This is a genomic window from Azospirillum sp. TSO22-1, from assembly GCF_003116015.1.
Classification (GTDB): domain Bacteria; phylum Pseudomonadota; class Alphaproteobacteria; order Azospirillales; family Azospirillaceae; genus Azospirillum.
The window spans coordinates 1-23,065 of the sequence record NZ_LGQZ01000013.1 but is presented as its reverse complement, the minus strand read 5'-3'; the positions used below and the strand labels follow the sequence as shown (position 1 = coordinate 23,065).

Here is a 23,065-nt window from a genome sequence, read left to right as displayed (position 1 = left end):
CCATGACCGGCGAGCGCCGCGTCTGGACCGGCGGCTGCGCCTGCGGCGGCGTCCGCTACGAGATCACCGTGCAGCCCGGCCCGGTCTCGTTCTGCCACTGCGGCCAGTGTCGCAGGCAGCACAGCCACGTCGGCGCCTACACCACCTTCCCGCGCGAGGGGCTGCGCCTCGTGAAGGACGAGACGCTGACCTGGTACCGGTCGTCGGAGAACGCGCGGCGGGGGTTCTGCTCCCGCTGCGGTTCCGGCGTGATCTGGGAGGGCATCGGCCTGCCGCGCATCGACGTGGCGGCCGGAACCCTCGACGAACCGACCGGGCTGCATGCCGACAAGCACATCTGGGTGGACTTCAAGGGCGACTATTACGAGATCGGCGACGACGGTTTGGCGCAGAAAAGGAGCACCGATCCGGATGGCAGTTCGACGCTGGTGTCGTAAGGCGCGGCCTATCCCAGCACCACCAGGACCAGCGGCAGGCTCAGCGCCGCCAGCAGGGTCTGCACGGTGATGACGGTCGCCATCAGCGTGTGGTCGCCGCCCATCTGGCGGGCCAGGATGTAGGCACTCGGCGCGCAGGGCAGGGCGTTGAACAGCACCGCCACGGTGAACGCCAGCCCCTCCACCCCAAACGCTACGCATGCGGCCGCCGTCAGCGCCGGCAGCAACAGCAGCTTCACCACGCTCGACACCAGCACGCCGCGCCCGGCCGAGCGGGCGGCGCCGAGGTCCAGCCCGGCGCCCACCGACAGCAGGCCGAGCGGCAGCGCGGCGCGCGCCAGGATCTCCACCACATCGCCGATCAGCGGCGGCTTGCCGGCGCCGCTCAGCGTCAGCACGGCGCCGACGACCGCGGCGACGATCAGCGGGTTGCGCACCAGCCCGCCGAGGATCGCCCTGGCGTTCGTCCCCTTGGCGTCCTGGCCGTGGCCGGACAGCACGGCGATGCTCAGCACGTTGACCAGCGGGATCAGCAGCGCGATCCCCACCGCCGTCAGCGTCAGCCCCGGCGCGCCGAACAGCGCCCGCGCGGCGGCGAGGCCGACGTAGGTGTTGAAGCGGATGCCGCCCTGGAACACCGAGGTGAAGGCCGGTCCGTCGAGGCCGACGGCGCGGCGCCCCGCCAGCAGCAGCGCCGCCGCGGCGAGCGTCGCCACCACCAGCGCCGCCGCCATCGGCAGCACGTCGAACGCCGCGAGGTTGGCGCGCGCCAGCTCATCGACGATCAGGCAGGGGAAGAACAGCACGTAGGTGACGCGCTCGGCCGGCAGCCAGAACGCCGCCGGCACCAGTTCGAACCGCCGCAGGGCGTGGCCGATCAGGATCAGCAGGAAGATGGGCGCCAGCGCGCCGGCGACGGTGCCCATCGCCGCTCAGTCGTCGCGCTCGTCGTCCAGGTCGTCCTCATCCTCGCGGGCGGCGGCCTCGGCCTGCCGGCGGGCGTAGGCCAGCGAGTCGATGGCGCCCTGCAGGATGTAGGCGGCGGCCATCTTGTCCACGACCTCGCCGCGGCGCTTGCGGGTCATGTCGGCCTCGTCGGTCATGAAACGCTGCACCGCCACGGTGGACAGCCGCTCGTCCCAGAAAGCGATCTCCGGCTCCCAGCCGCCGAACAGGTCGGCACGCTGCACCAGAGTCGCCGCGAAGGCGTTGGTGGCCTGCGCCCGCTCGCCCTGCGAGCCGTCCATGTTGAGCGGCAGCCCCAGCACGAAGCCGCCGACGCCGTAGTCGCGCACGATGCGCGCCAGTTCCTTCGCCTCCTCGGTGAACTTGGAGCGGCGGATGGTCTGGATCGGCGAGGCGACGGCCAAACCCGGGTCGCACACGGCGAGCCCGATGGTCTTGGTTCCGAGGTCGAGGCCGAGCAGGCGTGCCCCCTTGGGCAGCGCCGCGGCGAGGTCGGGCAGGGTGCGGATCATAAACCGAACCTTAGGCGCCTGCCTTCGCTCCGGCAAGCGCCCGAGATGCCGAAAACGACGGCCGAAAAAGACTTATGACGAACAGTTCCGTTTTCTTTGCGTGGCCGCGCTCCACCTTGCCTTCAGGAACGCTTTCCGGAGGACGCCATGCTGAGGGTCGCTGCGGCGCTGGTGGTGGGGCTTGGATGCGGGGCGGCGCTCGCCCAGTCCGCCGCCGGCAACCCGCCGGTCAGCGAGGTGGTCGATCCGCGCACCTCGCCCATCGCCTTCGGCGACCCGGTCTACGGCGGCCCGCGCCCGAACGAGTTGCGCCGGCTGGAGCGCGGCGGCATGAGCACCTTCACCGCCCGCTGGCTGCGCGAGGAGGGGCAGACCATCGTCCTCTACAGTCGGGCTGGCGACGGCGAGTTCATCTCCAAGCGCACCGAACCGGCCGAGGTGCGTGAGCGCTTCATCCCGCCCGGCGGCTCCGGCCGCTCGTTCGGCGGCGGGGCGACGGTGGGGGCCGGCCGGGTCTACGCGTTCGAGCGCTATGAGATGACGCTGTCCGGCAACGTCTACGGCTGCTTCGTCGCGACATCGGTGACCTCGGGCGACCTCGTGCTGATCAACCAGTGCCGCGCCGATCCCGCGGTGCCCCCCGAAGCCGACGTGGCGGCGGCGCTGGCGCGGCTGCGCGTCGCCCCGTCCCCGCGCGAGCCGGAGGCGATGGCGCTGGGCGGGAAACGGATCTGACGGACGTCATCCGGGCTTGTTGATGCCCGAAGGACTCCCGCCGCCGGTCGGCCACCGATACTCGGCGAAGATTCCACGGATCTTGAGCTTCCCGCCTTCGATCTTCAGGATGCCTTCGAACACGGCGTGGTCCACGCGCCAGCCATTCTTGTCGTAGGGCGGGAGGGCACAGTTGCCGAAATGAATGGTTCCGTTGTCCGCGTGGACGGTGTCCGCCGGGTACTCGGCCTCGTATGGCGTTTCGCCGGCAAGCACGGGTATCGGGAACTGGGCCGCGGGGCTCGGTTTGGTATAGGTCAGGGTGATCTGCTGCACAGTGAGGCTTTCTTTGCTGGCGCCCGAGGGGGTGAGGGTCACCTCGCCCGTTTTTGCCTCGAGTTTGTGCAGGATCGCCGACACCGCGGGCAGGTCGGCACCGCCGACCGGTCGAAGGATCATCAACTGTTCGAGCGAGTTGCCCGGGCCGCCGGAAAGGCCCGTGCGAATGCACGGGGGCGGGGCCTCGGCGGACGAGGGTTGCGCCTCCGCCGGTACGGCGGCGAGGCAAAGCGCCGTCACCGTTACGCCGAGCAGGCATGCGACGTGGCCAGCATTGGGCATCGTGGGGCTCCTCACCTCAGGATCAGGATGAACTTGTCGTTTTGCGCGAGCGCGAGGGTGTATGGACGGTCGCTGCGCTGCTGCACCGTGTAGAAGATGTAGACGTATTTCTCGTCCCGATGCAGAAGGCGCCAACTGCCATCCTTGGGTCCCGCGCTGCAGGCCCGGCCACCGTTCAAAGCGCGCAGCGCGTTCTGATCGCCGATGAAGAACACCGCCGGGGACGAGCGCTGTGCGAGCGGCCGCTGGTCGCATTGGACGGGGAGCCCGGTCTCGGACTTGTCCGAAAGCTGGACCAGGGTGACCCGGGGCAACCCGGACGTCGCCTCGACGGCGTTGTGCCAGTAGTTGCGGGTGCCCGCCTCGCTCCCCGCCGCGAAGGCGACGCAGATGAACGCCCCGGCGCGCAGGGCTTCGACGACGATCGGGGAGTCGAGGCCGGCAAACCGTTCGATGAAGCGGACCAGCCGTCCGACGCGCCGCCATCGGCAGGTGCGCGCGCATCTCACCAGGATGAGGATGGCCTGAAGGGGGGCGACGTAGCGCAGCGTCAAGTTGAGGAGCGTCAGAAAATTCTCAGAGTCGCGCACGATCTCGACAGCGTAGACCGGCAGCGTGTTGAGCGGTGCTTGCAGCACGAGGGTGTGCAGGCCGAAATTGTAGTAATAGCTCCAGCGCAGCGAGAAGCCGCCGGCCGCAAGGACGGCGACGACCACCGCCCCCGCGCCGAGGAGCGCTTTGAATGGTTCGACGGGCCTCGCGCCGTGGGGTGGGGGATCGAGCGGCATGGCAGCGGCTCCGCATCTGTCGGGAAACGCGCACGAATCGCCGAACGATACCACCGTTGAGGGTTTTTATGTAATGAGCGTCCACGGTATCGGGCGTCGCCGATGGTTTAATCCCGCCGTGCGGGAGGGGGTGGTGTCAGCCGTGCGCGCCGTGCGCCTGCGAGGCGCGGCTCGGCCACTCCCCTCTGGCGTTGCGATCCCGCGCGTCCGGTGCTAGCGTCCGAGCCGTTTTTCCCGATACGGCGGAAGAGAGTACCAGGCATGTCGCTCGACAAGGCCACCGTGGCCAAGATCGCGCATCTGGCCCGCATCAAGGTGCCGGAGGAAGAGCTCGGCCATCTCGCGGGCGAGCTGAACAACATCCTCAGCTTCGTGGAGCAGTTGAACGAGGTGGACACCGGCAACGTCCCGCCGATGACCTCGGTCGCCGCGCAGAAGCTGCGCCGCCGCCAGGATCAAGTCACCGACGGCGGGTACCCGCAGGACATCGTCAGGAACGCCCCGGAAGCGGCCGAGGGCTATTTCGCCGTGCCGAAGGTGGTCGAATAACATGACCCAGCTCACCCACCTCACCATGGCCGACGCCCTCAAGGGCCTCGCCGAGAAGCAGTTCACCGCGGTCGAGCTGACCGAGGCGCACGTCCGCGCCGTTGAGAAGGCCCGCCCCCTCAACGCCTTCATCACCGAGACGCCGGACAAGGCGCTGGAGATGGCCAAGGCCTCCGACGCCCGCCGGGCGAAGGGCGAGGCCGGACCGATGGACGGCCTGCCCATCGCGGTGAAGGACCTGTTCTGCACCAAGGACGTGCTGACCACGGCCGCCAGCCACATCCTCGACGGCTTCCAGCCCGGCTACGAGTCCACCGTCACGTCCAACCTGTGGCGCGACGGCGCCGTCATGCTGGGCAAGGTGAACCTGGACGAGTTCGCCATGGGCTCGGCCAACATCACCTCCTACTACGGCGACGTGATCAACCCGTGGAGCCCGGGCGAGCCCGGCAACTGGCCGCGCAAGCTGGTGCCCGGCGGCTCGTCGGGCGGCTCGGCCGCCGCGGTGGCGGCGCGCGTGGCGCTGGGGGCGACCGGCACCGACACCGGCGGCTCGATCCGCCAGCCCGCCGCCTTCACCGGCATCGTCGGCATCAAGCCGACCTACGGCCGCTGCTCGCGCTGGGGCGTGGTCGCTTTCGCCTCGTCGCTCGACCAGGCCGGCCCGATGACCCGCACGGTGCGCGACAGCGCGATCATGCTGCGCTCCATGTGCGGCTTCGATCCGAAGGACTCCACTTCGGTGGACATGCCGGTGCCGGACTTCGAGAAGGCGATCACCGGTGACATCCGCGGCCTGCGCGTCGGCATTCCCAAGGAGTACCGCGTCGACGGCATGCCCGCCGAGATCGAGGAGATGTGGCGCAAGGGCATCGAGTGGCTGAAGGCCGCCGGCGCCACCCCGGTCGACATCAGCCTGCCGCACACCAAGTACGCGCTGGCCGCCTACTACATCGTGGCGCCGGCCGAGTGCTCGTCCAACCTCGCCCGCTACGACGGCGTGCGCTACGGCCTGCGGGTCGAGGGCAACAGCCTCAACGAGATGTACGAGAACACCCGCGGCGCCGGCTTCGGCAAGGAGGTCCGCCGCCGCATCCTGATCGGCACCTACGTGCTGTCGGCCGGCTACTACGACGCCTACTACCTGCAGGCGCAGAAGGTGCGGACCCGCATCAAGTGGGACTTCGACCAGGCGTTCGAACAGTGCGACGTCATCCTGACGCCGACCGCGCCGTCGGGCGCCTTCGCCATCGGCGAGAAGATGGACGACCCGATCCAGATGTACCTGAACGACGTGTTCACGGTGCCGGTCAACCTCGCCGGCCTGCCGGGCATGAGCATCCCCGCCGGCCTGGGCGCCGACGGGCTGCCGCTGGGCCTGCAGCTGATCGGCAAGCCGTTCGACGAGGAGACGCTGTTCCGCGTCGGCGGCGTGATCGAGGACGCCGCGCAGTTCACCGCCACCCCGCCGTTCGTGGCCTGAGCGGGACGGAGAGTTAGACCATGACCTACATCCAGGGTGAAACGGGCGATTGGGAAGTCGTGATCGGGCTGGAGGTCCACGCCCAGATCGTTTCCAACGCCAAGCTGTTCTCCGGCTCCGCCACCGCGTTCGGCACCGCGCCGAACAGCCAGGTCAGCTTTGTGGACGCGGCGTTCCCGGGCATGCTGCCCGTCATCAACGCGTTCTGCGTCGAGCAGGCGGTGCGCACCGGCCTGGGCCTGAAGGCGCAGATCAACAATTACTCGGTGTTCGACCGCAAGAACTACTTCTACGCCGACCTGCCGCAGGGCTACCAGATCAGCCAGTACCTGCAGCCGATCGTCGGCAAGGGCGAACTGGTGCTCGATCTGCCGGACGGCTCGACCCGCACGGTCGGCATCACGCGCCTGCACATGGAGCAGGACGCCGGCAAGTCGCTGCACGACCAGCACCCGTCGAAGACCTACATCGACCTGAACCGGTCGGGCGTGGCGCTGATGGAGATCGTGTCGGAGCCGGATCTGCGCTCGGCCGAGGAGGCGGGGGCGTACGTGCGCAAGCTGCGCTCGATCCTGCGCTACCTGGGCACCTGCGACGGCAACATGGAGGAAGGCTCCATGCGCTGCGACTGCAACGTCTCGGTGCGCAAGCCGGGGCAGCCGTTCGGCACGCGCTGCGAGATCAAGAACGTCAACTCCATCCGCTTCGTGATGGCCGCCATCGAGTACGAGGCGCGGCGCCAGGTCGAAGTGCTGGAGGAGGGCGGCACCATCGTCCAGGAGACGCGGCTGTGGGACACCACCAAGCTGGTGACCCGCTCCATGCGCTCGAAGGAGGAGGCGCACGACTACCGCTACTTCCCCGACCCCGACCTGCTGCCGCTGGAGCTGGACCCGGAGTGGGTGGAGGAGATCAAGCGCACCCTGCCCGAGTTGCCGGACGAGAAGAAGGCCCGCTTCATGACGGACTTCAAGCTGTCCGCCTACGACGCCAACGTGCTGGTCAACGAGAAGGCCAAGGCCGACTACTTCGAGACCGTCGCCAAGGGGCGTGACCCGAAGCTGGCCGCCAACTGGGTGACCGGCGACCTGTTCGGCGCGCTCAACAAGGCCGGCCTGGAGATCGAGCAGAGCCCGGTCAAGGCCGGGGACCTCGGCGGCCTGATCGACCTGATCGCCGACAACACCATCTCCGGCCGCATCGCCAAGGACGTCTTCGCGATCATGTTCGAGACTCCGGGCAAGACGCCGGCGGACATCGTCGCGGAGAAGGGCCTGAAGCAGGTGACCGACACCGGCGCCATCGAGGGCGCCATCGACCAGATCCTGGCCGCCAACGCCGACAAGGTCGAGGAGTACAGGTCCGGCAAGGACAAGCTCTTCGGCTTCTTCGTCGGTCAGGCAATGAAGGCCACCCAGGGCAAGGCCAACCCGGCGCTGGTCAATGAAATCCTTCAGAAGAAGCTGAACGGGTAAGTCGCGCGGTACGGTTGTGCATCAAGGACGCCGCGGGGCCTGCTCCGCGGCGTCTTTCCATGTATGCGGGAAATTTTGCGGCGCGCAACGACAACTGGCGCCCGCGCCGCCGCATGCTCCCGTACCTTTGACCCTGTGACGACAAAGGGATTGCATTTCCTCGAATGCGAGTTTCCATTGTCCTTCTCGGGGAGGTTCGATGGATCCATTGGGTCTGCCAGTCACGGTGATCGTCGCGCTGGCGGTGCTGGCGGGGTGGATCGGCTTTGCGATGGGGCGCCGGGCCGAACGCCCGGACGACGCGCCGCACCCGCCGGTTGTCGCGCCGGTGAATGGCTACGGCGATTCGCGGCTGCGCGCGCTGCTCGACACGGCGCCGGTCGGCGTCATCGTCAACACCCGCGACGGCGAGATCCTCTACCGCAACGCCCGCGCGCTGGAGGTCTTCGGCCAGACGGCGGAGGAGTTCGCGGCCGACGGCGTCCCTTCGCTCTACGCCCGGCCAGGACAGCGCGAAGAGTACATGGAGCGGCTGTACCGCGCCGGCGTCGCGACGATGGACGAGGTGCTGCTGCGCCGCGGCTCGGGCGAGATCTACGTCGGCACCATGACCTCGGCGCTCACCGAATACGCCGGGCGGCGGTGCCACATCACGTGGTTCTACGACATCAGCCAGCAGGTCCAGGCGAACGCGGAGAAGCGCGACATGGCGGTGCGCCTCGCCATGGCGCTGGAGGCCACCAACGCCGCGGTGTGGGACGCCGACGTGGTGGCCGGCACCTGCTGGTGGTCGGACACCTTCCCGCGCATGCTGGGCTTCCGGACGCTTCCCGCCATGCCGCCCGACTTCTGGGAACGCCGCCTGCACCCGGAGGACCGCACCCGCGTGCTGGCGCACATCGACGCCCATCTGCGCGGCGAGAGCGCGGCGTACGAGTACGTCTACCGCCTGCACCGCGAGGACGGCACCTGGATGTGGGTGGAGGCCAAGGGCCGCGCGGTGCTTGACGAGAGCGGACGGGTGGTGCGCTACACCGGCATCATGACCGACATCTCCGCCCGCCGCCGCCAGGAGGAACTGCTGCGTGCGAGCGAGGAGCGGCTGCTGGCCATCCTCGAGGCGTCGCCGATCTCGGTGAACATCTCCAGCAAGGACGGGCGCTGGCTGTTCTCGAATCCGCAGACCGCGCGCATCTTCGACCTGACCCGCGCCCAGATCGAGCGCACCTCGATTCCCGACCTCTACGTCGACCCTAAGGTGCGCGAGCGGCTGAGCGCCCGGCTGGAGACCGAGGGCGCCTTCCGCGACGCCGAAGTGGCGTTCCACCGCCCCGACGGCAGCGTGGTGTGGGCGCTGGCCTCGTGGGATTCCATCGAGTTCGACGGCGAGAGCGCCTACCTCACCTGGCTCTACGACATTACCGACCGCAAGGCCGCCGAGGCCGAGCTTCAGACCGCCAAGGAAGCCGCCGAGCGCGCGCTCTCCGACCTGCGCGCCGCGCAGGAGAGCCTGATCCAGGCGGAGACCATGGCCTCGCTGGGCCAACTGGTCGCCGGGGTGGCGCACGAGATCAACACCCCCATCGGCATCGGCCTGACCGCCGCGACCCACGTCGCCGAGACCACCGGGCGCGTGCGCGAGCGGTTCGAAGGCGGCATCATCCGCCGCAGCGATTTCATCGACTATCTCGGCACGGTGGGCGAGGGGGCGAAGCTGCTGGTCGCCAACATGAACCGGGCGGCGGAACTGATCCAGAGCTTCAAACAGGTGGCGGTCGACCAGTCCTCCGGCGGGCGGCGCGCCTTCGATCTCAAGACCTACATCGGCGAGGTGCTGTTCAGCCTGCGCCCGCGCCTGAAGCGCACGCGTCTGGCGGTGGAGGTGGAGTGCCCGGAGGGCCTCGCCATGGACAGCTTCCCTGGCGCGCTCAGCCAGGTGCTGACCAACCTGACCATCAACGCCATCGTGCACGCCTACGCCGAGGGGCAGTCCGGCACCATCCGAATCATCGTCGAGCCGCACGGTACCGACGAGGTGGAACTGGTGTTCTCCGACGACGGCAAGGGCATTCCGGCCGAGGTGCTGCCGCGAATCTTCGACCCGTTCTTCACCACCAAGCGCTCGGAAGGCGGCAGCGGCCTGGGGCTGCACATCGTCTTCAACACCGTCACCCAGGTGCTGGGGGGGCGGGTCTCGGTCGATTCGCAGGTCGGCCAGGGGACCCGCTTCACCCTGGTGCTGCCGCGCACGGTGCCGCAGCGCGCCGACGAGCCGATGATGGCGTGACCGGCGCGCCGCTTCTACTTTTTCGTAAGGTAGCCGAAGTTCATCTGGGACGTGACCTGCGACGACCGGACGTTCGCGGGTTTTCTGGCGCCTGAGTACGCGAAGTCGACGTGCTGATTGAACGCGTCGTATATGGACCTCGATCGTGGCGTCAGTTGGCCGCCTCTTATGACGAGGTCGAACTGTGCGCCGATGGAGCGGTTCTCCGAAGGAAAGCCCAGGCCGAGATTGTCGGGGGCGCTGTTGAGTTCATGGATGAGGTCGTTCGCTTTGTCGATCACCTCAAGCGTCGCGTCATCGACCGTGTGCTTCTTTTTCGCGACGAGCGTCCGGAGTTCGGTCCGAAGAGATGTCATGATCGGGTATCGGCTTGCGTCGCTCGAGTACAGGGAGTCGGATTTCGCCACGAGGTCGTCCCAGCCGATTTCCCCGTTTTCACGAACATAGTGCATCACCACCTGTTTGATGACGTCGATCGGGACCTTGTGCGCTATGTCGAAGTCCGCCGGGTCGACAGGCTTGTATCCGAGGGTGCCGAGGGTGGCGTTGACGTCGTCCCGAACCTGCACCTTTACGGATTTTATGAAGTCCGGCCTCTGGAAGGCCGAATTTCCGAAGTCCATCTCAAGCTCCTCGTCCACGGTGGGCAGAGTGAGCTTGAGCTGCTGCATGGCTTGAACCACGCCGGGGCCGGCGGGAAGGCGTGACATGGCCGACGCGGGCGCCGCTTTGGCACCGCCTGCCTTCGTCTGCGCCGGGCGGCCGGGGCCGAAGCGCGTCGGCGGCGGTGGAACCGTCGAGGCTGCGGTCGTCGTCGCCGCCTTCGGCTGGATCGGGCGCGCGGTGCCGAAGCATGTCGGTGGGGGAGGCGGGGCGGCGCCGATTCTGGCCGAACCGGGCGGCGCCGGCGTCGCACCCTTTGCCTGGGCCGAAGCGGCCGGCCCGAAGCGTGTTGCTGGCGGAGGAACGGCCACCCTCGCGGGCTTTGCCTGAACCGTCGGCGCGGCCGCCGCATGCGCGGGCTTCGGCGGCCCGGGTGGGCGCGGGTGAGTGCGGTTCGTCATGCGCCGGCCTCCCGATCAGGGCGAAGGTGGAGCCTCCGGAGCTTGACACGCGTCGGTGGAATTCGTCCAGCGTTGTTGGTGTGTCCACCGGACGGTTTCGCGCGCAGGTACGGTCGGGCAACGTCGCCTCGCCACATCCGCCGGATGGGCGGGCCGCCTCCTTCGGACCTGCCTGCCGTCAGGCCGCGTGCAACTCGTGGTACTGCAGGTGCTTCGGGCGTCGGCCGCGGCGCTTCGGGGCCTGGAAGGAGAGCGTCCGGCCGTCCTGGCCCGTGGCCTCGGCGCGCAGCTCCTGGATGCAGCGCTCCAGCAGCTCCTTCTCGCGCGCGTCCTCGCGGTCGGTGATCTCCAGGCAGCTCAGCTTGATCTCGGCCAGATCCAGCAGGGTTTCGACGCAACGCTTGGACAGGCTCATGACGCCCTCCCGAACCCGTGGTTTCCTCTGTATGGGACGATGCTACCCGGCGATGAACGCAATGTCTATAAAATTTTATCTGAATTTGTCACGAATGGCTGCGATAGGGTAGGGCAGGGTGTCGCATGGGGACCTGCGTTCGCTCCGGCTGACGCGATCCGGAATATTTCCCCCGCAAGGCGTTGACAAGCGGCACCTGAGGCCGCTAGAACGGCTTCCACCACGGCGCCCCCCGAACGGGGGTGTCCACCGGGGAGCGGTGGGTGAGTGGCTGAAACCAGCAGTTTGCTAAACTGTCGTACGGGGATTACTCGTACCGGGGGTTCGAATCCCCCCCGCTCCGCCACCTCCTCCAGCCAAGCCATTGATCGGCAGCGCTGGAGCGGGACGACCTCAGCCAGCGTCCCACACTTGAACGCGGCTAGCCGCGAACCGCGACGAATTTGCACCCTCACCAGCCAGATCCGCGCTGCCTAAACTCTGCCGCCGCTTGAGCGTTACAGGCGTCGCCGCTACGCTTGCCACCTCGATCCGCCATGGGGAGGCTGCCAGTGCTGCGCGTGACCGTGACCAGGGAGACGTTCACCGAGGCGGAACCGATTGCGGAGGTGCTGATCGGCAAGTTCGGCGGCTCCGAGCAGCGCGGGACCTACGCCGCCCGGGTGCACGAGGCACCCTCGCAGTACTCGACCGGCATCGAAGCATGTTTCGGGGTCCGTGGCCACGACCGCTACCAGCCGGCCCTTGCTCTCGTAGCCTCCATCTTGGGAGCGTGGCGCGAGGGCAGGGTGGATGAGATCGGTGACGGTGTGCGCTCGGCGCTGATGAACACCGCGGCGAAGCTGTCCACGCAGCCTGCTGAAGCCTCCACCTCGGCGAGGGACGACATCACCGGGCCGAGGCTGCTCGACGGCTCCGCCGCACCGCTGGGCGGTCTGAACGAACTGGCGAGCCTTGCGGAGGGCGGTGATCCCTCGGCCAAGGCGATGATGGATCTGGTCGCGGCGATGGCCGCGTTGGTGGACGCAAGCGTCAGCGGAAACGGTGAACTGCCGGCGGTGGACGCGATCCGTGCAACGCGGGCGCTGCTGCTCGGCGCACGGGAGCCCGCAATCCAAGCATTGGCGAATGCCGTGCTCGCGGTGTCCGACAGGTGAGGTGAGCTGATGCGTCGCCGTCTGTGACGGCCGTCACTGTGTCGGACGGCTATTTCGGCGATGGTCGGCATCAGCAAGGCGCAAAAGGCGCTGAAGCTCCTTCAGATCACAGGCCACTTCGCCCTCTGGGTGAAGCGGCCTTTCTGCGTTAGGCTTGGCTCACCCCACCGACGCCCACGGCCTGTCCAGGTCGGTGCGAACCCCGGTGCGCCCCGGCTCAGCGCCTTCATCAGCGCCAGCACCCCGGCGGGCGGTTTGAGCGATGCTGGAACAAGGGCGGTGGGTTGGCCCGCCGCCCCCATCGGAGCGGCGCCCGTCTTGCGTGTGCTCCATCCGCGGGCGGACGTTGCCCAAGGCAGACTCCATCCGCGAGACGAATTTCGCGCCATCGTCGTCCCCGCCCTCCGTATTATGACTTTCTTTACGAGCGCCCGCGATGTTCAACCCTGGGCGGCACGCCGCGCGCGGAAGACAGGAATGGGCGAGCGACGTTACGCAGTGGGGATTGCCACGCTGGCGCTGGTCAGCGTAGCCGCTTCCGGCACCGCCCTGCTCGGTGCCGCCGCTTCGACGCGCGACCTTGCCGACGTGCTGGCGAGCGTGGGGGCGTCCCGCGTGCAGCCGGCCGTCATCGTCCCGGTCATCCAGGTCGCCTCGCTCCCGCCCGACGACACGCTGGCCGCCGTTTCCCCCGCGCCGCCCCCTGCGCCACCACCACCGGACGCGGCACAGCAGCGCCAGAGCCTGCTGCGCGAGTTTGCCGCACGCATTGGCCCAGCCTTCGCCCCCACGACAGCACTCCCGCCGCAGGCGACCGTCACCAAGGTGCGCCCGGCCGGCGAAACCGGCCCACCGCCGGCATCTCCACCGCCGGCCCCCGCCGCCGCGCCCGTCTCCGCGCCGCCGGTCCCCGCTCCCCCGCGGCCCGATCCGGGCGCCATGCTCGGCGCAATGGCGGACGGCGACCCGCTGCTGCTCGAGGTGCGGATCGACAGCTTGCGGCTGGCGCAGAGCCTGTCGGGGGTCAAGCGCGGGTCCGAGATCTACGTGGCGCTGGGCGAACTGGCCGCTGCGCTCGACTTCGCCATCGACGTGGACGGCCGCCGCGGCACCGCCAGCGGCTGGTTCATCCGCGAGGACCGCCGGTTCGAACTGGACGCCGCGCGCGGCACCGTGGACGTCGCCGGCCGGCACGAATCGCTGTCGCCGGACGACGTGGTGCGCGACGGCGGCGACCTGTTCGTGCCGCTGGGCCGGCTGTCGAAGTGGTTCGAGATGGGCTTCGCCATCGACATGCGCGAGCTGGCGCTGCGGCTGTCGCCGAAGAGCCCGCTGCCCATCCAGGAGAGGCTGGCCCGCCAGCAGGGGCTGGTCCGCCCGGTGCTGGGCCGCGCCAACGAGTTGGCCCGGCTGCCACGCCTGGAGGCGCAGTACGAGCCGCTGACCTGGCCGACCATCGATGCCACCGGCGGTCCGCGCTGGCTGCGTGGCAACAACGGCACCTCCAGCGCCGGGGTGCGCTATTCGGCGGTCGGTACCGGCGACCTCGCCTACGCCAACGCCGCCTTTTTCGTGTCGGGCGACACCAGCACCGCCAACGGCGCGCTGGTCGACCAGGCGCGCGTGACGCTGCGCCGCTTCGACCCGGACGGCGGCATGCTGGGCCCCATGGGCGCCACCGCGCTCGAGGCCGGCGAGGTGCGCACCGCCATGCTGCCGGTGATCGGCGGTGCCCAGTTCGAGCGCGGCGTGCGCGTGACCAACCAGCCGCTCGGCTATTCCACGGTGTTCGACAGCACCGACATCGTCGGCGACGCGCCCATCGACTGGGACGTCGAGCTGTACCGCAACGACTCGCTGATCGCCACCCAGCGGGTCGGCGTCAACGGGCGCTATAGCTTCACCAACATCGACCTCTTCCTCGGCCGCAACGACTTCAAGCTGGTGTTCCTCGGCCCGCAGGGGCAGCGGCGGGAGGAGGCGCGTTCGATCCCCGTCGGCCTCGGCCTCGCCACGCCGGGCAAGCTGTTCTACGAGATGTCGCTCAGCCAGAAGGACACGCCCTTCTACCGACGCGGCTTCCTGCGCGAACCCACCATGGGCTCGGGGCGCATCAACGCCTACTTCAACTACGGCCTGAACGAGAACCTGTCGGTGGGCGGCGGCGTCAGCAGCGTCGAGCTGGTGGACGGCCGCGTCTCCTACGCGCTGGCGGGCGTCACCGCCCAGGCGCTGGGCGTGTTGGGGCAGGTCAACGCCATCGTCGACAGCCGCGGCGGCCGGGGTATCGACGCGGTGGTGCAGACCGACGTGCTGGGCCACAGCGTGCGCCTGTCGCAGCGCTACCTGGACGACCTGACCGAGCCCGGCGTTCAGCGCGGCCGGCGCATGCGCACCGGGCTGTCGATCTACAACACGATCAGCGACCCCGCCGGGCTGCGCTTCGGTTACGGCGTGTCGGGCAACCAGAGCTGGGGGCCGGACTCGCAGAGCACCACCTCGCTCAGCGGCCGGCTGTCGGTCGGCTACCGTGCGACCAACCTGGCGGTCTCGGCCGGGGCGGACCGCCTGCGCGCCTCCGACGGCACGGTGGACACCCGCGGCACCGGCAGCGTCACCGCCTACACGGTGATCGAAGGCATACGCATCGCCGGCTCGGCGCAGATGCAGGGGCGGCCGAGGCCGGAGGTCAGCACCTACTTCGCCAACATCGGCACCTCACTGGGCCGCGGCGTGTGGGGCGAGGTGGAGGCCGGCCGCTCGCTGCACGACGGGGTCAGCACCGGCACCGCCCGCATGGCCTGGGACCTCGGCCGCGCCACCATCGGCCCGCGCTTCAGCGTGTCCAGCAACGGCCACGCCGAGGCGATGCTGGAACTGACCACATCGATCCTGCGCGAACCGCGCGGCGGCGGCTTCATGCTGGCCGGCACGCCGCAGAACGACCTGGGCGGCGTGTCGGTTCGGGTGTTCCAGGACGACCCGCTGGCCGGCTCGGCCGGCCGGCCGGTCAAGGGCGCCACCGTGGTCGCCCGCCAGGCCAGCATGCAGGCGGTCACCGACGAGAACGGCGTGGCGGTCATCACCGGCCTGCCGGTGCACAAGGCGACCGACGTGGCGGTCGAGCCCGGCTCGCTGCCCGACCCTTACCTGATGCCGGTGGTCGAGGGCCACTCGGTGGTGCCGCGCCCCGGCGTGATCCAGAGGATGGACGTGGCGGTGACGCAGGTCGGCTCGCTGGAGGGGCGCATCGTCGCGCCGGACGAGGCCGGCGCCCTGATGCCGCAGCGCGGATTGCCGGTCCGGCTGCTGAAGCCGGACGGCAGCGTGCTGGCGACCAGCCGCACCGCGTACGACGGCCTCTACACCTTCGACAACGTGCCGCCGGGCACCTACACGGTGGACATCGACCCGCAGGTGGCCGAGCGCCGTGGCCTGCCCGGCGGCTTCCGGCGCACCGTCGCCGTCGCGCCGGAGGGCGGGCCGGTCGACCTGGGCGAGGTGGCGCTCGGTCGTGGCGCGGCGCCCGCCATGCTCGCCGCCCAGCCGGCGGCGCCGTCCGCGGCGGCGCTCCCGGCAGCATCCCCGGCCGCCCCCCAGATTGCTGCGGCGCCGGCGAAGCGGGTGCGCAGCATCGTGGTGGGCAGCTACGGCTCGCAGCTCGGCGCGGTGGCCGACGTGGTGGTGCTGCGCCGCAAGTTCCCGGCGCTGCTGGCCGGCGCCGCCGGCAAGCCGCAGGTGGCGCCCGACCCGGCCAGCGGCCGCTTCGCCCTGGTCATCGAACTGGGCCCCGACCCCGAGGCCGCCGTGGACGCCTGTCGGCAGATCATGCAGGGTGACCGGCCGTGCCGGATCCAGGAGAACGCCGTATGACCACGACCGACGCCGCGGCGGCGACGCTTCGCACGATCCTGGAGGCGGCGCAGGCCGGGCGTCCGGCCGAGGCGGCAGCGCAGGCCGGCGCCCTGATCGCCGCCCGGCCGGACCACGCCGGGGCGCGCGTCGTGCTGGGCGTGCTGCGCTTCCAGGCCGGCGACCCGGACGCGGCGCGCCGCTTGGTGGAGGGGGCGGCGGCGCTCGACCCCGGCCGGGCGGAGACGCTGGTGAAGCTCGCCGCCCTGCGCCGGGCCGCCGGCGACCGGGCCGCCGCGGTGCTGCTGCCGCGCGCGCGCCGGCTGGCGCCGGACGACGCGGCCGCCGCTTTCGAGCTGGCCTCCCTGCGTCAGCAGGAGGGCGCTCCGGCCGAGGCGGCGGCGCTGTACCGGCTGGCCGTGTCGCTGGCGCCGGCGCACGCCGCGGCGTGGTACGACCTCGGCCTCGCCCTGCAATCGACCGGCCGATCGGAAGCGGCGGTCGCCGCCTACGCGCGGGTGCGCGCCCTCGACCCGGCCCGCGCCGACGCCGCCAACAACATGGGCCTCGCCCTGGTCATCCTGCAGCGCGGGGAGGCGGCGCTGGCCGCGCTGGACGACGCGCTGGCGCGGGCGCCGACCCTCGGGGTGGCGCACCGCAACCGCGGCGACGCGCTGTGCCTTCTGTGCCGCATCGGCGCGGCGCGGGACGCCTACCACCGCGCCCTGGCGCTGGATCCCGCCGACGCCGAGGCGATGAATGGTTTGGGCATGCTGGCGCAGGGGGAGGACCGTTTCGCCGAGGCGGCGGCGCACTACCGCCGCGTGCTGGCGGTGGCGCCGGGCTATGCGCCGGCCTGGATCAACCTGGGCGCGGCCGAGCAGTCGCAGGGCCGCCCGGACGAGGCGGAGCGCTGCCAGCGCGCGGCGCTGGGGCATGCACCGGGCTCGCCGGAGGCGCTGTGCAACCTGGGCATGCTGCTGGTGGAGCGCGGCGACCTCGACGCCGGCATCGCCCATCTGCGCCAGGCGGTGGCGCGCAAGGCGGACTACGCCGACGCCTTCAACAACCTGGGCATCGCGCTGCAGCGCAAGGGCGACCTGGAGGGCGCGCTGGAGGCGCTGGCGCGCGCCGCGCGCAACGGCACCGAGCACGCCGCGGCCTACAACAACCTGGGCGCCGTGCTGCTCGACCTTGCGCGGTGGGAGCAGGCGGCGGCGGCCTTCGCCAGCGCGCTGGCCATCGACCCGGCGCTGGGCGCGGCGTTCAGCAACCGCGGCAACGCGCTGAAGGACCTCGACCGCTACGAGGACGCCTGCGCCTCCTACCGCCGCGCGCTGGTCGCCGTGCCGGACCTCAGCGACGCCGCCAACAACCTGGGCGTGACGCTGCAGCTCCAGGGTCGCATCGACGAGGCCATCGCGTTCCTGCGCCTCGGCTTGACGCTGGACCCGGACCGCGAGGACACCCGCTCCAACCTGCTGCTGTCGCTCAACTACTCCGCCGCGGTGACGCCGGAGGAACTGGCGGAGGAGCACCGCGAGTACGGCCGCCGCCACGGCCGCGCCGCCGGCCCGGCACCGGTGCCGGCGGACGCGACGGGGCGGCGGCTGCGCGTCGGCTACGTCTCTGCTGATTTCCGCAGCCATTCGGTCGCGCGCTTCCTGGAGCCGCTGCTGCTCAACCACGACCGTGGCCGGGTCGAGGTGTTCTGCTACGCCAACGTGACCCGGCCGGACGGCCTGACCGCGCGCCTCCAGGGCCTCGCCGACCACTGGCGCAACATCGTCGGGCGCAGCGACGCCGAGGCGGCGGACATGGTGCGCGCCGACGGCATCGACGCGCTGATCGACCTGTCCGGCCACACCGGCGGGCAGCGGCTGGGGATCTTCGCCGGGCGGGCGGCGCCGGTGCAGGCGACGTGGCTGGGCTACCCCAACAGCTCCGGCCTGCCGGCCATGGACCTGCGCTTCACCGACGCGCTGACGGACCCGCCGGGCGCGGCGGACGCGCTGCATGCTGAGCGGCTGGTGCGCATCGACGGCGGCTTCCTGTGCTACCAGCCCCCGGCCGCCGCACCGGACGAGGGCGAGCCGCCGCGTCTGGACGCCGGGCACCCGACCTTCGGCTCCTTCAACAACCTCGCCAAGATGAGCGACGCGGCGCTGGCGGCCTGGGGCGAGATCCTGCGCCGGGTGCCGGATGCCCGCCTCGTGCTCAAGCACCTCGGCCTGCGCTGCGCCCGCACGCGGGAGCACGTGCTGGCCCGGCTGGCGCGCGCCGGCATCGACACGGCGCGCGTCGACCTGCAGCGCTGGCGCGACGGCGAGGCGGAGCATCTGGCCGTCTACCGGGACGTCGACGTGGCGCTCGACTCGTTCCCCTACAACGGCACGACCACGACGTTCGAGGCGCTGTGGATGGGCGTGCCGGTGGTGACGCTGGCCGGCGACCGGCACGCCGCGCGCGTCGGCCTGAGCATCCTCGAACCGCTCGGCCTGGGCGAGATGGTGGCCGCCGATGCGGCCGACTACGTCGAGCGCGCGGTGGCGCTGGCCCGCGCGCCGGAGCGCCTGTCCGAGCTGCGCCGCACGCTGCGCCGCCGGCTGTGCCACTCGACGCTCACCGACGGGCCGGGTTTCGCCCGCCGCTTCGAGGCGGCGCTGTTCGACGGCGTCGCCACCCTGCGGGCCGAACGGCTCGCCGCCATCCCGACCGCCCCCGCCGAGACACCCGCCATGAGCCCCACGCCGACCGCCTCCGCCGCCCCGACCGACGAACGCAGCCGCCTGGAGGCGGCAGTGGCCGCCGTGCCGTTCTGGTACCACCGCGTCGCTCTGCCGCACGGGGTGACGACGCCCGGATTCGCGCCGCTCGCTCCCGCCGCCCACCGCCTGCCGGAGCGGCTGGACGGGTTGCGGGTGCTCGACGTCGGCACCTGGGACGGCTACTGGGCGTTCGAGGCCCTGCGGCGTGGTGCCGCAGAGGTGGTCGCCATCGACGACCTGTCCGACCGCTTGGGCCTGCCCGGCCAGGAGACGGAGCGGAGCTGGCAAGGCTTCGACCTGTGCCGCGCGGCCCTCGGCTACGGCGAGGACCGCTGCCGGCGCCTGCAGGCCAGCGTCTACAGCCTGGATCCCGCGGTGGTCGGCACCTTCGATCTCGTGCTGCTGTTCGGCACGCTCAACCAGTGCCGCCACCCGCTGCTGGCGCTGGACACGCTGGCGACCGTGTGCACCGGCCAGATCCTGGTGGAGGCCGGCATCCTCGACCGCTACAGCCCTTACTGCGGCGGCGTCGGGCAGGGCTACGACGGCGGCCACATGATCGCCGAGTTCTACCCGACGGCACAGTACGGCTACAACCCGGCGAACTGGTGGGCGCCGACGCTTGACTGCCTCGCCAACATGCTGCAGTCCGCCGGCTTCGGCGAGGTCGAGGCGTGGCCGCTGACCGACCATCCGACGGAGCTGGCACAGTGCCGCGGCTTCGCCCGGGCGCGCCGCGCGCGCGCCTGAAAAGGCGAAATATTCGACGCCTGACAGCCTCGGCGCACGAGTCCCGGCCACGGTGTATTTACGGGTTGTTAAGCACTGTGGCCAGGTCCTAGGTAAAGCGCGGCAATTGCGCTTTGCGACGACTCCGGCGGACGTGGGCGGATGACAGTTCAACTTGCGCCTGCTATGGTTCCGTCCGTCGTGCGGCCTTCCGGCCGCAGGAACCGGCGTTGCGAACGACTGCGCTGAGAGCAACCACTGAAAACAAAACGTTTCGGAAGGTTCATCCCATGAAGAAGCCCTCTCCCAAGCCGCTCGCGCTCGCCGGCGCCATCGCCGTCACCGCCGCCACCACCACGCTCTCCGCTCCGGGGACCGCGCACGCCCAGGCGGTGACCGCCTCCATGTCCATCAACATGACCATCGCCAGCGCGGCGACCGTCAGCACCACCGGCATGAACTTCGGCAGCCTGGCCCCGGTGGCCGGCGGCACGGCGACCCTGCCGGCGGCCGGCGGCTCGCTGACCGGCTCGGGCTTCATGGGCGCCCCCACCGGCACCGCGGGGGCCGTCTCCGTGGCGCGCAGCGTCACCATGACCGCGACGCTGTCGCTGCCCTCCGCGGCGGTGACCATGGCCTGCGGCACCGCGACCATCACCATCAACAACTGGACGTCGGTCACCTCGGGCGCCAACTGCAGCACGTCGGCCGCCACCACCTGCGGGTGGGGCATCGGCGCCAGCGCCGACTTCCCGAGCGCCACCATCCCCACCGGCGCCTGCACCGCCACCACCACGACGGTGTCGCTGACGTACGGCCCGTAAGGGCCGCCGTCCGCCGGGGCCTTCCAGTCATGTGCGCGCACCGAGCCCGAGTCGCCGTGCCGGCGCTGGCATTCGCGGCCGTTCTTGGCTGGGGGATGGCGGCGTCCGCGCATTCGGTCAGCACGATGCAGAGCATGAGTCTGGGCACCGTGGCGACCTTCGGCGGCACCTTCACACTGCCGACCACCAGCGACACGCCGACGGGGACCGGGCTCGTCACCTCCATGGGATCGCCGCGGCGCGGCATCCTGCAGGTGACGCGCACCTCGGCGGTGGTCGCCCAGGCCACCGTGCTGGGCGGCACGCAGACGGTCTACTGCGGCAGCACGCCGGTGCAGATGACGGTGATCACCAACGATTCGGCCTGCGCCACGCCGTCCGCCACGGCCTGCGTGATCTATGTGGGCGTCACCGTGACGGTGCCGGTGTCGGTGCCCTCCGGCAGTTGCGCCACGCCGACCTTTACCATACAAGTCGATTTCTTCTGACCCGAGGGCTCCCGGTGCGGAGAGTGTTTCCCATGCGCAAAGCCTTGCTGGCCGCGGCGTTCCTGGCGCTGTCGCCGGCGCCCGCCGCCGCCACCTTCATCATGGACCCGGTCATCACCTTCGACGACCGGACCCGCGACGCCGCGGTGCGGATCAACAACAACGGCGCTGCGGCGATGTCCTACCGCATCGACGTGGTCAACCTGCGCAAGGACGCCAAGGGGCAGTGGGTGGACGCCGGTCCGCCGCAGCCGGGCGACCGGTTCGTCAAGGACTACGTCCGCTTCGCGCCGCGCCAAGTGACCATCCAGCCCGGCGAGACGCAGAGCGTGCGCATCTCGCTGCGCCTGCCCGCCAACCTGCCGACGGGCGAGTACCGCAGCCACCTGCGGGTCACCGAACTGCCACCCGAGCCCCCGCCCGCGGGCTTCCGCATCGACGTGCTGGTGAACCACCAACTGCCGATCATCGTGAAGAAGCAATAGGGACTCGGGACCAGGGACCAGGGATTCAGAACCCCGCCGTCGTCTGCTTGCCTCGCGCCCAGGCCAGTTCGCCGGGCTGGCCGTTGTAGGCGGTCACGCCGCACTCCGCGCCGTGCCTGCGCAGCTGGGCGCAGATGTCCTTCGCCGCCTGCGCCGTCGGCAACGGCCCGGCGAGCAGCCGGTAGAACCGTCCGCGCACCCCGAGGTCGAGTTCATAGACCGCCGGCAGCAGGTCCTGCAGATCCTGCGGATGCCGGCGCCGCAGGTCGTTCCAGCCCTGCTGCGTCGCCGAAACGCTGCGGTACGAGGCGAGGTGCACTCCGAAGCCGTCGCCACCGTCCGCGCCGCCCTTCGGCGTCGCCGCCACCTGCGGGCCGGCGGTCGGCGTGTGCTTCGGCGGCGCGGGGGCGGCCGGGGCCGGCTCGCCGGCTGGAGCGGCAACCGGCGCCGGTGCCTGGACCGGCGCAGCGGCCGGGCGGGGGGCAGGCTCGGCCGGCTTGGCCGACAAATCAACCTCCGCCATCTGCGACAGCCGGTCCACCAGGATGCGCATGTCGCCCTCGACCTGCACGAGGCGGTCGATGGCCGGCTTGCTGTCTGCGAACTCCTTGCGCAGGGCGGCCAGCTCGCTTTCCAGCGCGGCGATGCGTGCGTTCACGTCGCCGGACGCCGCCGATTGCTGCGACGTCGTCTGGCAACCGGCCAGCGCCGTTGGCACCAGCGCCAGAAGCAGGCCTGATCGAAGGAGGAAGCTGGCCATGGGATGGCGCCGGTGGGCTGCGGGAGGGGGCATTGCCCTGGGAGATTAATGGGCATCGCGGCCGCAGGCAATCCACGTTCCCGAGGCGTCCTGTGCAGATCACGGCGGCCGTGGTGCGGCGAATCGCGCATGCCGTGACGGTCGAAAGGCGTGCGGGGAAGTGCATCGCTGTGTGGCTCGGCTCACATCGGGCCGGGGCGGGGTTCGGTAGGGTCCGGTCATCGAGACAACGCGCCGGCCCCGCAGCGCCGGCCCCATCCAGGAGACCGCACCATGATCCGCTCCTCCCTGCTCGCCGGCTTCGCCACCCTCGCCCTGCTGTCGGCGCCGGCCATGGCGCAGAACGTGTCGAACGTGTCGAACACCGCCGCCGGCATCGGCAACGTCGCCACCCAGAACGTCACCACCATGCAGCGTGGCGGCGGCCTGTTCGGCGGCCCGAATGTTGCCAACGTGGCGAACACCGCGGCCGGGATCGGCAACAGCGCCAGCCAGGGCGTGTTCGTCGGCCAGCGCTCCGGCGGACTGTTCCCCGGCGGCTCGATGGCGAACGTCTCCAACACCGCGGCGGGCATCGGCAACACGGCGGCGCAGGGCGCGACGGTGCTCCAGCGCTCGGGTGGCCGCACGCCCTTCGGTGGCCCGAACCTCGCCAACGTGCAGAACCTCTCCGCCGGCATCGGCAACTTCG

At 70.6% G+C, this 23,065-nt stretch carries 21 protein-coding genes and 1 tRNA gene; 15 read left to right on the top strand and 7 right to left on the bottom strand.

From position 1 onward, the window contains the following. Positions 1 to 2: 2 nt before the first annotated feature. Positions 3 to 437: a GFA family protein gene (locus TSO221_RS03635; RefSeq protein ID WP_109117118.1), complete on the top strand. Its 435-nt coding sequence runs from the start codon at positions 3 to 5 to the stop codon at positions 435 to 437. Between the two features lie 8 nt (positions 438 to 445). Here the strand turns inward: TSO221_RS03635 and TSO221_RS03630 are convergent, their stop codons facing one another. Continuing rightward, complete coding sequence (locus TSO221_RS03630) at positions 446 to 1,363, bottom strand: AEC family transporter (protein WP_109117117.1); 918 nt, start codon at positions 1,361 to 1,363, stop codon at positions 446 to 448. Between the two features lie 6 nt (positions 1,364 to 1,369). After that, positions 1,370 to 1,915, bottom strand: a complete 546-nt coding sequence (ruvX, locus tag TSO221_RS03625; protein ID WP_109117116.1) for a Holliday junction resolvase RuvX — start codon at positions 1,913 to 1,915, stop codon at positions 1,370 to 1,372. A gap of 147 nt (positions 1,916 to 2,062) precedes the next feature. On the opposite strand from ruvX, the gene TSO221_RS03620 reads away from it, so the two are divergent. After that, a complete protein-coding gene (locus TSO221_RS03620; protein WP_109117115.1) occupies positions 2,063 to 2,650 on the top strand; it encodes a hypothetical protein in 588 nt (195 codons plus the stop codon). A 6-nt stretch (positions 2,651 to 2,656) separates the two neighbouring features. Here the strand turns inward: TSO221_RS03620 and TSO221_RS03615 are convergent, their stop codons facing one another. Further along, positions 2,657 to 3,250: a hypothetical protein gene (locus TSO221_RS03615; RefSeq protein ID WP_146208701.1), complete on the bottom strand. Its 594-nt coding sequence runs from the start codon at positions 3,248 to 3,250 to the stop codon at positions 2,657 to 2,659. 11 nt (positions 3,251 to 3,261) lie between these two features. After that, a complete protein-coding gene (locus tag TSO221_RS03610) occupies positions 3,262 to 4,038 on the bottom strand; it encodes a hypothetical protein (RefSeq protein ID WP_146208700.1) in 777 nt (258 codons plus the stop codon). 261 nt (positions 4,039 to 4,299) lie between these two features. On the opposite strand from TSO221_RS03610, the gene gatC reads away from it, so the two are divergent. From gatC to TSO221_RS03590, 4 genes are all read left to right on the top strand, one after another. After that, on the top strand, positions 4,300 to 4,587 hold the full coding sequence (gene gatC, locus TSO221_RS03605) for an Asp-tRNA(Asn)/Glu-tRNA(Gln) amidotransferase subunit GatC (RefSeq protein ID WP_109117112.1): 288 nt from the start codon (positions 4,300 to 4,302) through the stop codon (positions 4,585 to 4,587). A gap of 1 nt (position 4,588) precedes the next feature. Further along, positions 4,589 to 6,070: an Asp-tRNA(Asn)/Glu-tRNA(Gln) amidotransferase subunit GatA gene (gene gatA, locus TSO221_RS03600; protein WP_109117111.1), complete on the top strand. Its 1,482-nt coding sequence runs from the start codon at positions 4,589 to 4,591 to the stop codon at positions 6,068 to 6,070. Between the two features lie 20 nt (positions 6,071 to 6,090). Continuing rightward, the gene (gene gatB, locus TSO221_RS03595) at positions 6,091 to 7,545 is read left to right on the top strand and encodes an Asp-tRNA(Asn)/Glu-tRNA(Gln) amidotransferase subunit GatB (protein ID WP_109117110.1); all 1,455 of its coding nucleotides are present in this window, start codon (positions 6,091 to 6,093) and stop codon (positions 7,543 to 7,545) included. A 199-nt stretch (positions 7,546 to 7,744) separates the two neighbouring features. Then, positions 7,745 to 9,832: a PAS domain S-box protein gene (locus TSO221_RS03590; RefSeq protein ID WP_247877900.1), complete on the top strand. Its 2,088-nt coding sequence runs from the start codon at positions 7,745 to 7,747 to the stop codon at positions 9,830 to 9,832. Between the two features lie 14 nt (positions 9,833 to 9,846). Here the strand turns inward: TSO221_RS03590 and TSO221_RS03585 are convergent, their stop codons facing one another. Continuing rightward, positions 9,847 to 10,503 (bottom strand): hypothetical protein, encoded by a 657-nt coding sequence (locus tag TSO221_RS03585; protein WP_146208699.1) that lies wholly within the window; start codon positions 10,501 to 10,503, stop codon positions 9,847 to 9,849. Positions 10,504 to 10,540: 37 nt separating this feature from the next. On the opposite strand from TSO221_RS03585, the gene TSO221_RS34840 reads away from it, so the two are divergent. After that, on the top strand, positions 10,541 to 10,825 hold the full coding sequence (locus tag TSO221_RS34840) for a hypothetical protein (protein ID WP_146208698.1): 285 nt from the start codon (positions 10,541 to 10,543) through the stop codon (positions 10,823 to 10,825). 249 nt (positions 10,826 to 11,074) lie between these two features. On the opposite strand, the gene TSO221_RS03580 is transcribed toward TSO221_RS34840, so the two are convergent. Continuing rightward, the gene (locus TSO221_RS03580; protein WP_109117108.1) at positions 11,075 to 11,311 is read right to left on the bottom strand and encodes a hypothetical protein; all 237 of its coding nucleotides are present in this window, start codon (positions 11,309 to 11,311) and stop codon (positions 11,075 to 11,077) included. Between the two features lie 253 nt (positions 11,312 to 11,564). On the opposite strand from TSO221_RS03580, the gene TSO221_RS03575 reads away from it, so the two are divergent. The 7 genes from TSO221_RS03575 (at position 11,565) to TSO221_RS03540 (ending at position 21,614) form a co-directional block, all read left to right on the top strand. Then, positions 11,565 to 11,657, top strand: a tRNA-Ser gene (locus TSO221_RS03575). Positions 11,658 to 11,862: 205 nt separating this feature from the next. Then, positions 11,863 to 12,468 (top strand): hypothetical protein, encoded by a 606-nt coding sequence (locus TSO221_RS03570; RefSeq protein ID WP_109117107.1) that lies wholly within the window; start codon positions 11,863 to 11,865, stop codon positions 12,466 to 12,468. Positions 12,469 to 12,945: 477 nt separating this feature from the next. Beyond that, a complete protein-coding gene (locus TSO221_RS03560) occupies positions 12,946 to 16,341 on the top strand; it encodes a hypothetical protein (protein WP_146208697.1) in 3,396 nt (1,131 codons plus the stop codon). After that, entirely contained in the window at positions 16,338 to 19,838 is a 3,501-nt protein-coding gene (locus tag TSO221_RS03555; protein ID WP_109117104.1) for a tetratricopeptide repeat protein, read from the top strand. The genes TSO221_RS03560 and TSO221_RS03555 overlap by 4 nt, the downstream gene beginning before the upstream one ends. A 269-nt stretch (positions 19,839 to 20,107) precedes the next feature. Next, entirely contained in the window at positions 20,108 to 20,641 is a 534-nt protein-coding gene (locus tag TSO221_RS03550; protein ID WP_109117103.1) for a DUF4402 domain-containing protein, read from the top strand. 134 nt (positions 20,642 to 20,775) lie between these two features. Then, the gene (locus TSO221_RS03545; RefSeq protein WP_146208696.1) at positions 20,776 to 21,129 is read left to right on the top strand and encodes a hypothetical protein; all 354 of its coding nucleotides are present in this window, start codon (positions 20,776 to 20,778) and stop codon (positions 21,127 to 21,129) included. 32 nt (positions 21,130 to 21,161) lie between these two features. After that, positions 21,162 to 21,614, top strand: coding sequence for a hypothetical protein (locus TSO221_RS03540; protein ID WP_109117101.1), 453 nt, complete (start codon positions 21,162 to 21,164; stop codon positions 21,612 to 21,614). Positions 21,615 to 21,639: 25 nt separating this feature from the next. On the opposite strand, the gene TSO221_RS03535 is transcribed toward TSO221_RS03540, so the two are convergent. After that, positions 21,640 to 22,374 carry an SPOR domain-containing protein gene (locus TSO221_RS03535; protein WP_109117100.1) on the bottom strand — a complete coding sequence of 245 codons (735 nt, stop codon included), beginning with the start codon at positions 22,372 to 22,374 and terminating at the stop codon, positions 21,640 to 21,642. A 273-nt stretch (positions 22,375 to 22,647) separates the two neighbouring features. Here TSO221_RS03535 and TSO221_RS03530 point away from each other — a divergent pair. Then, a partial coding sequence (locus tag TSO221_RS03530; RefSeq protein WP_109117099.1) for a hypothetical protein occupies positions 22,648 to 23,065 on the top strand: 418 nt, incomplete at its 3' end.

Bases quoted from the DNA above. Each gene is read 5' to 3' on its own strand.
- TSO221_RS03635 (WP_109117118.1), top strand. From the start codon at position 3: ATGACCGGCGAGCGCCGCGTCTGGACCGGCGGCTGCGCCTGCGGCGGC.
- TSO221_RS03630 (WP_109117117.1), bottom strand. From the start codon at position 1,363: ATGGGCACCGTCGCCGGCGCGCTGGCGCCCATCTTCCTGCTGATCCTG.
- ruvX (WP_109117116.1), bottom strand. From the start codon at position 1,915: ATGATCCGCACCCTGCCCGACCTCGCCGCGGCGCTGCCCAAGGGGGCA.
- TSO221_RS03620 (WP_109117115.1), top strand. From the start codon at position 2,063: ATGCTGAGGGTCGCTGCGGCGCTGGTGGTGGGGCTTGGATGCGGGGCG.
- TSO221_RS03615 (WP_146208701.1), bottom strand. From the start codon at position 3,250: ATGCCCAATGCTGGCCACGTCGCATGCCTGCTCGGCGTAACGGTGACG.
- TSO221_RS03610 (WP_146208700.1), bottom strand. From the start codon at position 4,038: ATGCCGCTCGATCCCCCACCCCACGGCGCGAGGCCCGTCGAACCATTC.
- gatC (WP_109117112.1), top strand. From the start codon at position 4,300: ATGTCGCTCGACAAGGCCACCGTGGCCAAGATCGCGCATCTGGCCCGC.
- gatA (WP_109117111.1), top strand. From the start codon at position 4,589: ATGACCCAGCTCACCCACCTCACCATGGCCGACGCCCTCAAGGGCCTC.
- gatB (WP_109117110.1), top strand. From the start codon at position 6,091: ATGACCTACATCCAGGGTGAAACGGGCGATTGGGAAGTCGTGATCGGG.
- TSO221_RS03590 (WP_247877900.1), top strand. From the start codon at position 7,745: ATGGATCCATTGGGTCTGCCAGTCACGGTGATCGTCGCGCTGGCGGTG.
- TSO221_RS03585 (WP_146208699.1), bottom strand. From the start codon at position 10,503: ATGCAGCAGCTCAAGCTCACTCTGCCCACCGTGGACGAGGAGCTTGAG.
- TSO221_RS34840 (WP_146208698.1), top strand. From the start codon at position 10,541: ATGGCCGACGCGGGCGCCGCTTTGGCACCGCCTGCCTTCGTCTGCGCC.
- TSO221_RS03580 (WP_109117108.1), bottom strand. From the start codon at position 11,311: ATGAGCCTGTCCAAGCGTTGCGTCGAAACCCTGCTGGATCTGGCCGAG.
- TSO221_RS03560 (WP_146208697.1), top strand. From the start codon at position 12,946: ATGGGCGAGCGACGTTACGCAGTGGGGATTGCCACGCTGGCGCTGGTC.
- TSO221_RS03555 (WP_109117104.1), top strand. From the start codon at position 16,338: ATGACCACGACCGACGCCGCGGCGGCGACGCTTCGCACGATCCTGGAG.
- TSO221_RS03550 (WP_109117103.1), top strand. From the start codon at position 20,108: ATGAAGAAGCCCTCTCCCAAGCCGCTCGCGCTCGCCGGCGCCATCGCC.
- TSO221_RS03545 (WP_146208696.1), top strand. From the start codon at position 20,776: ATGAGTCTGGGCACCGTGGCGACCTTCGGCGGCACCTTCACACTGCCG.
- TSO221_RS03540 (WP_109117101.1), top strand. From the start codon at position 21,162: ATGCGCAAAGCCTTGCTGGCCGCGGCGTTCCTGGCGCTGTCGCCGGCG.
- TSO221_RS03535 (WP_109117100.1), bottom strand. From the start codon at position 22,374: ATGGCCAGCTTCCTCCTTCGATCAGGCCTGCTTCTGGCGCTGGTGCCA.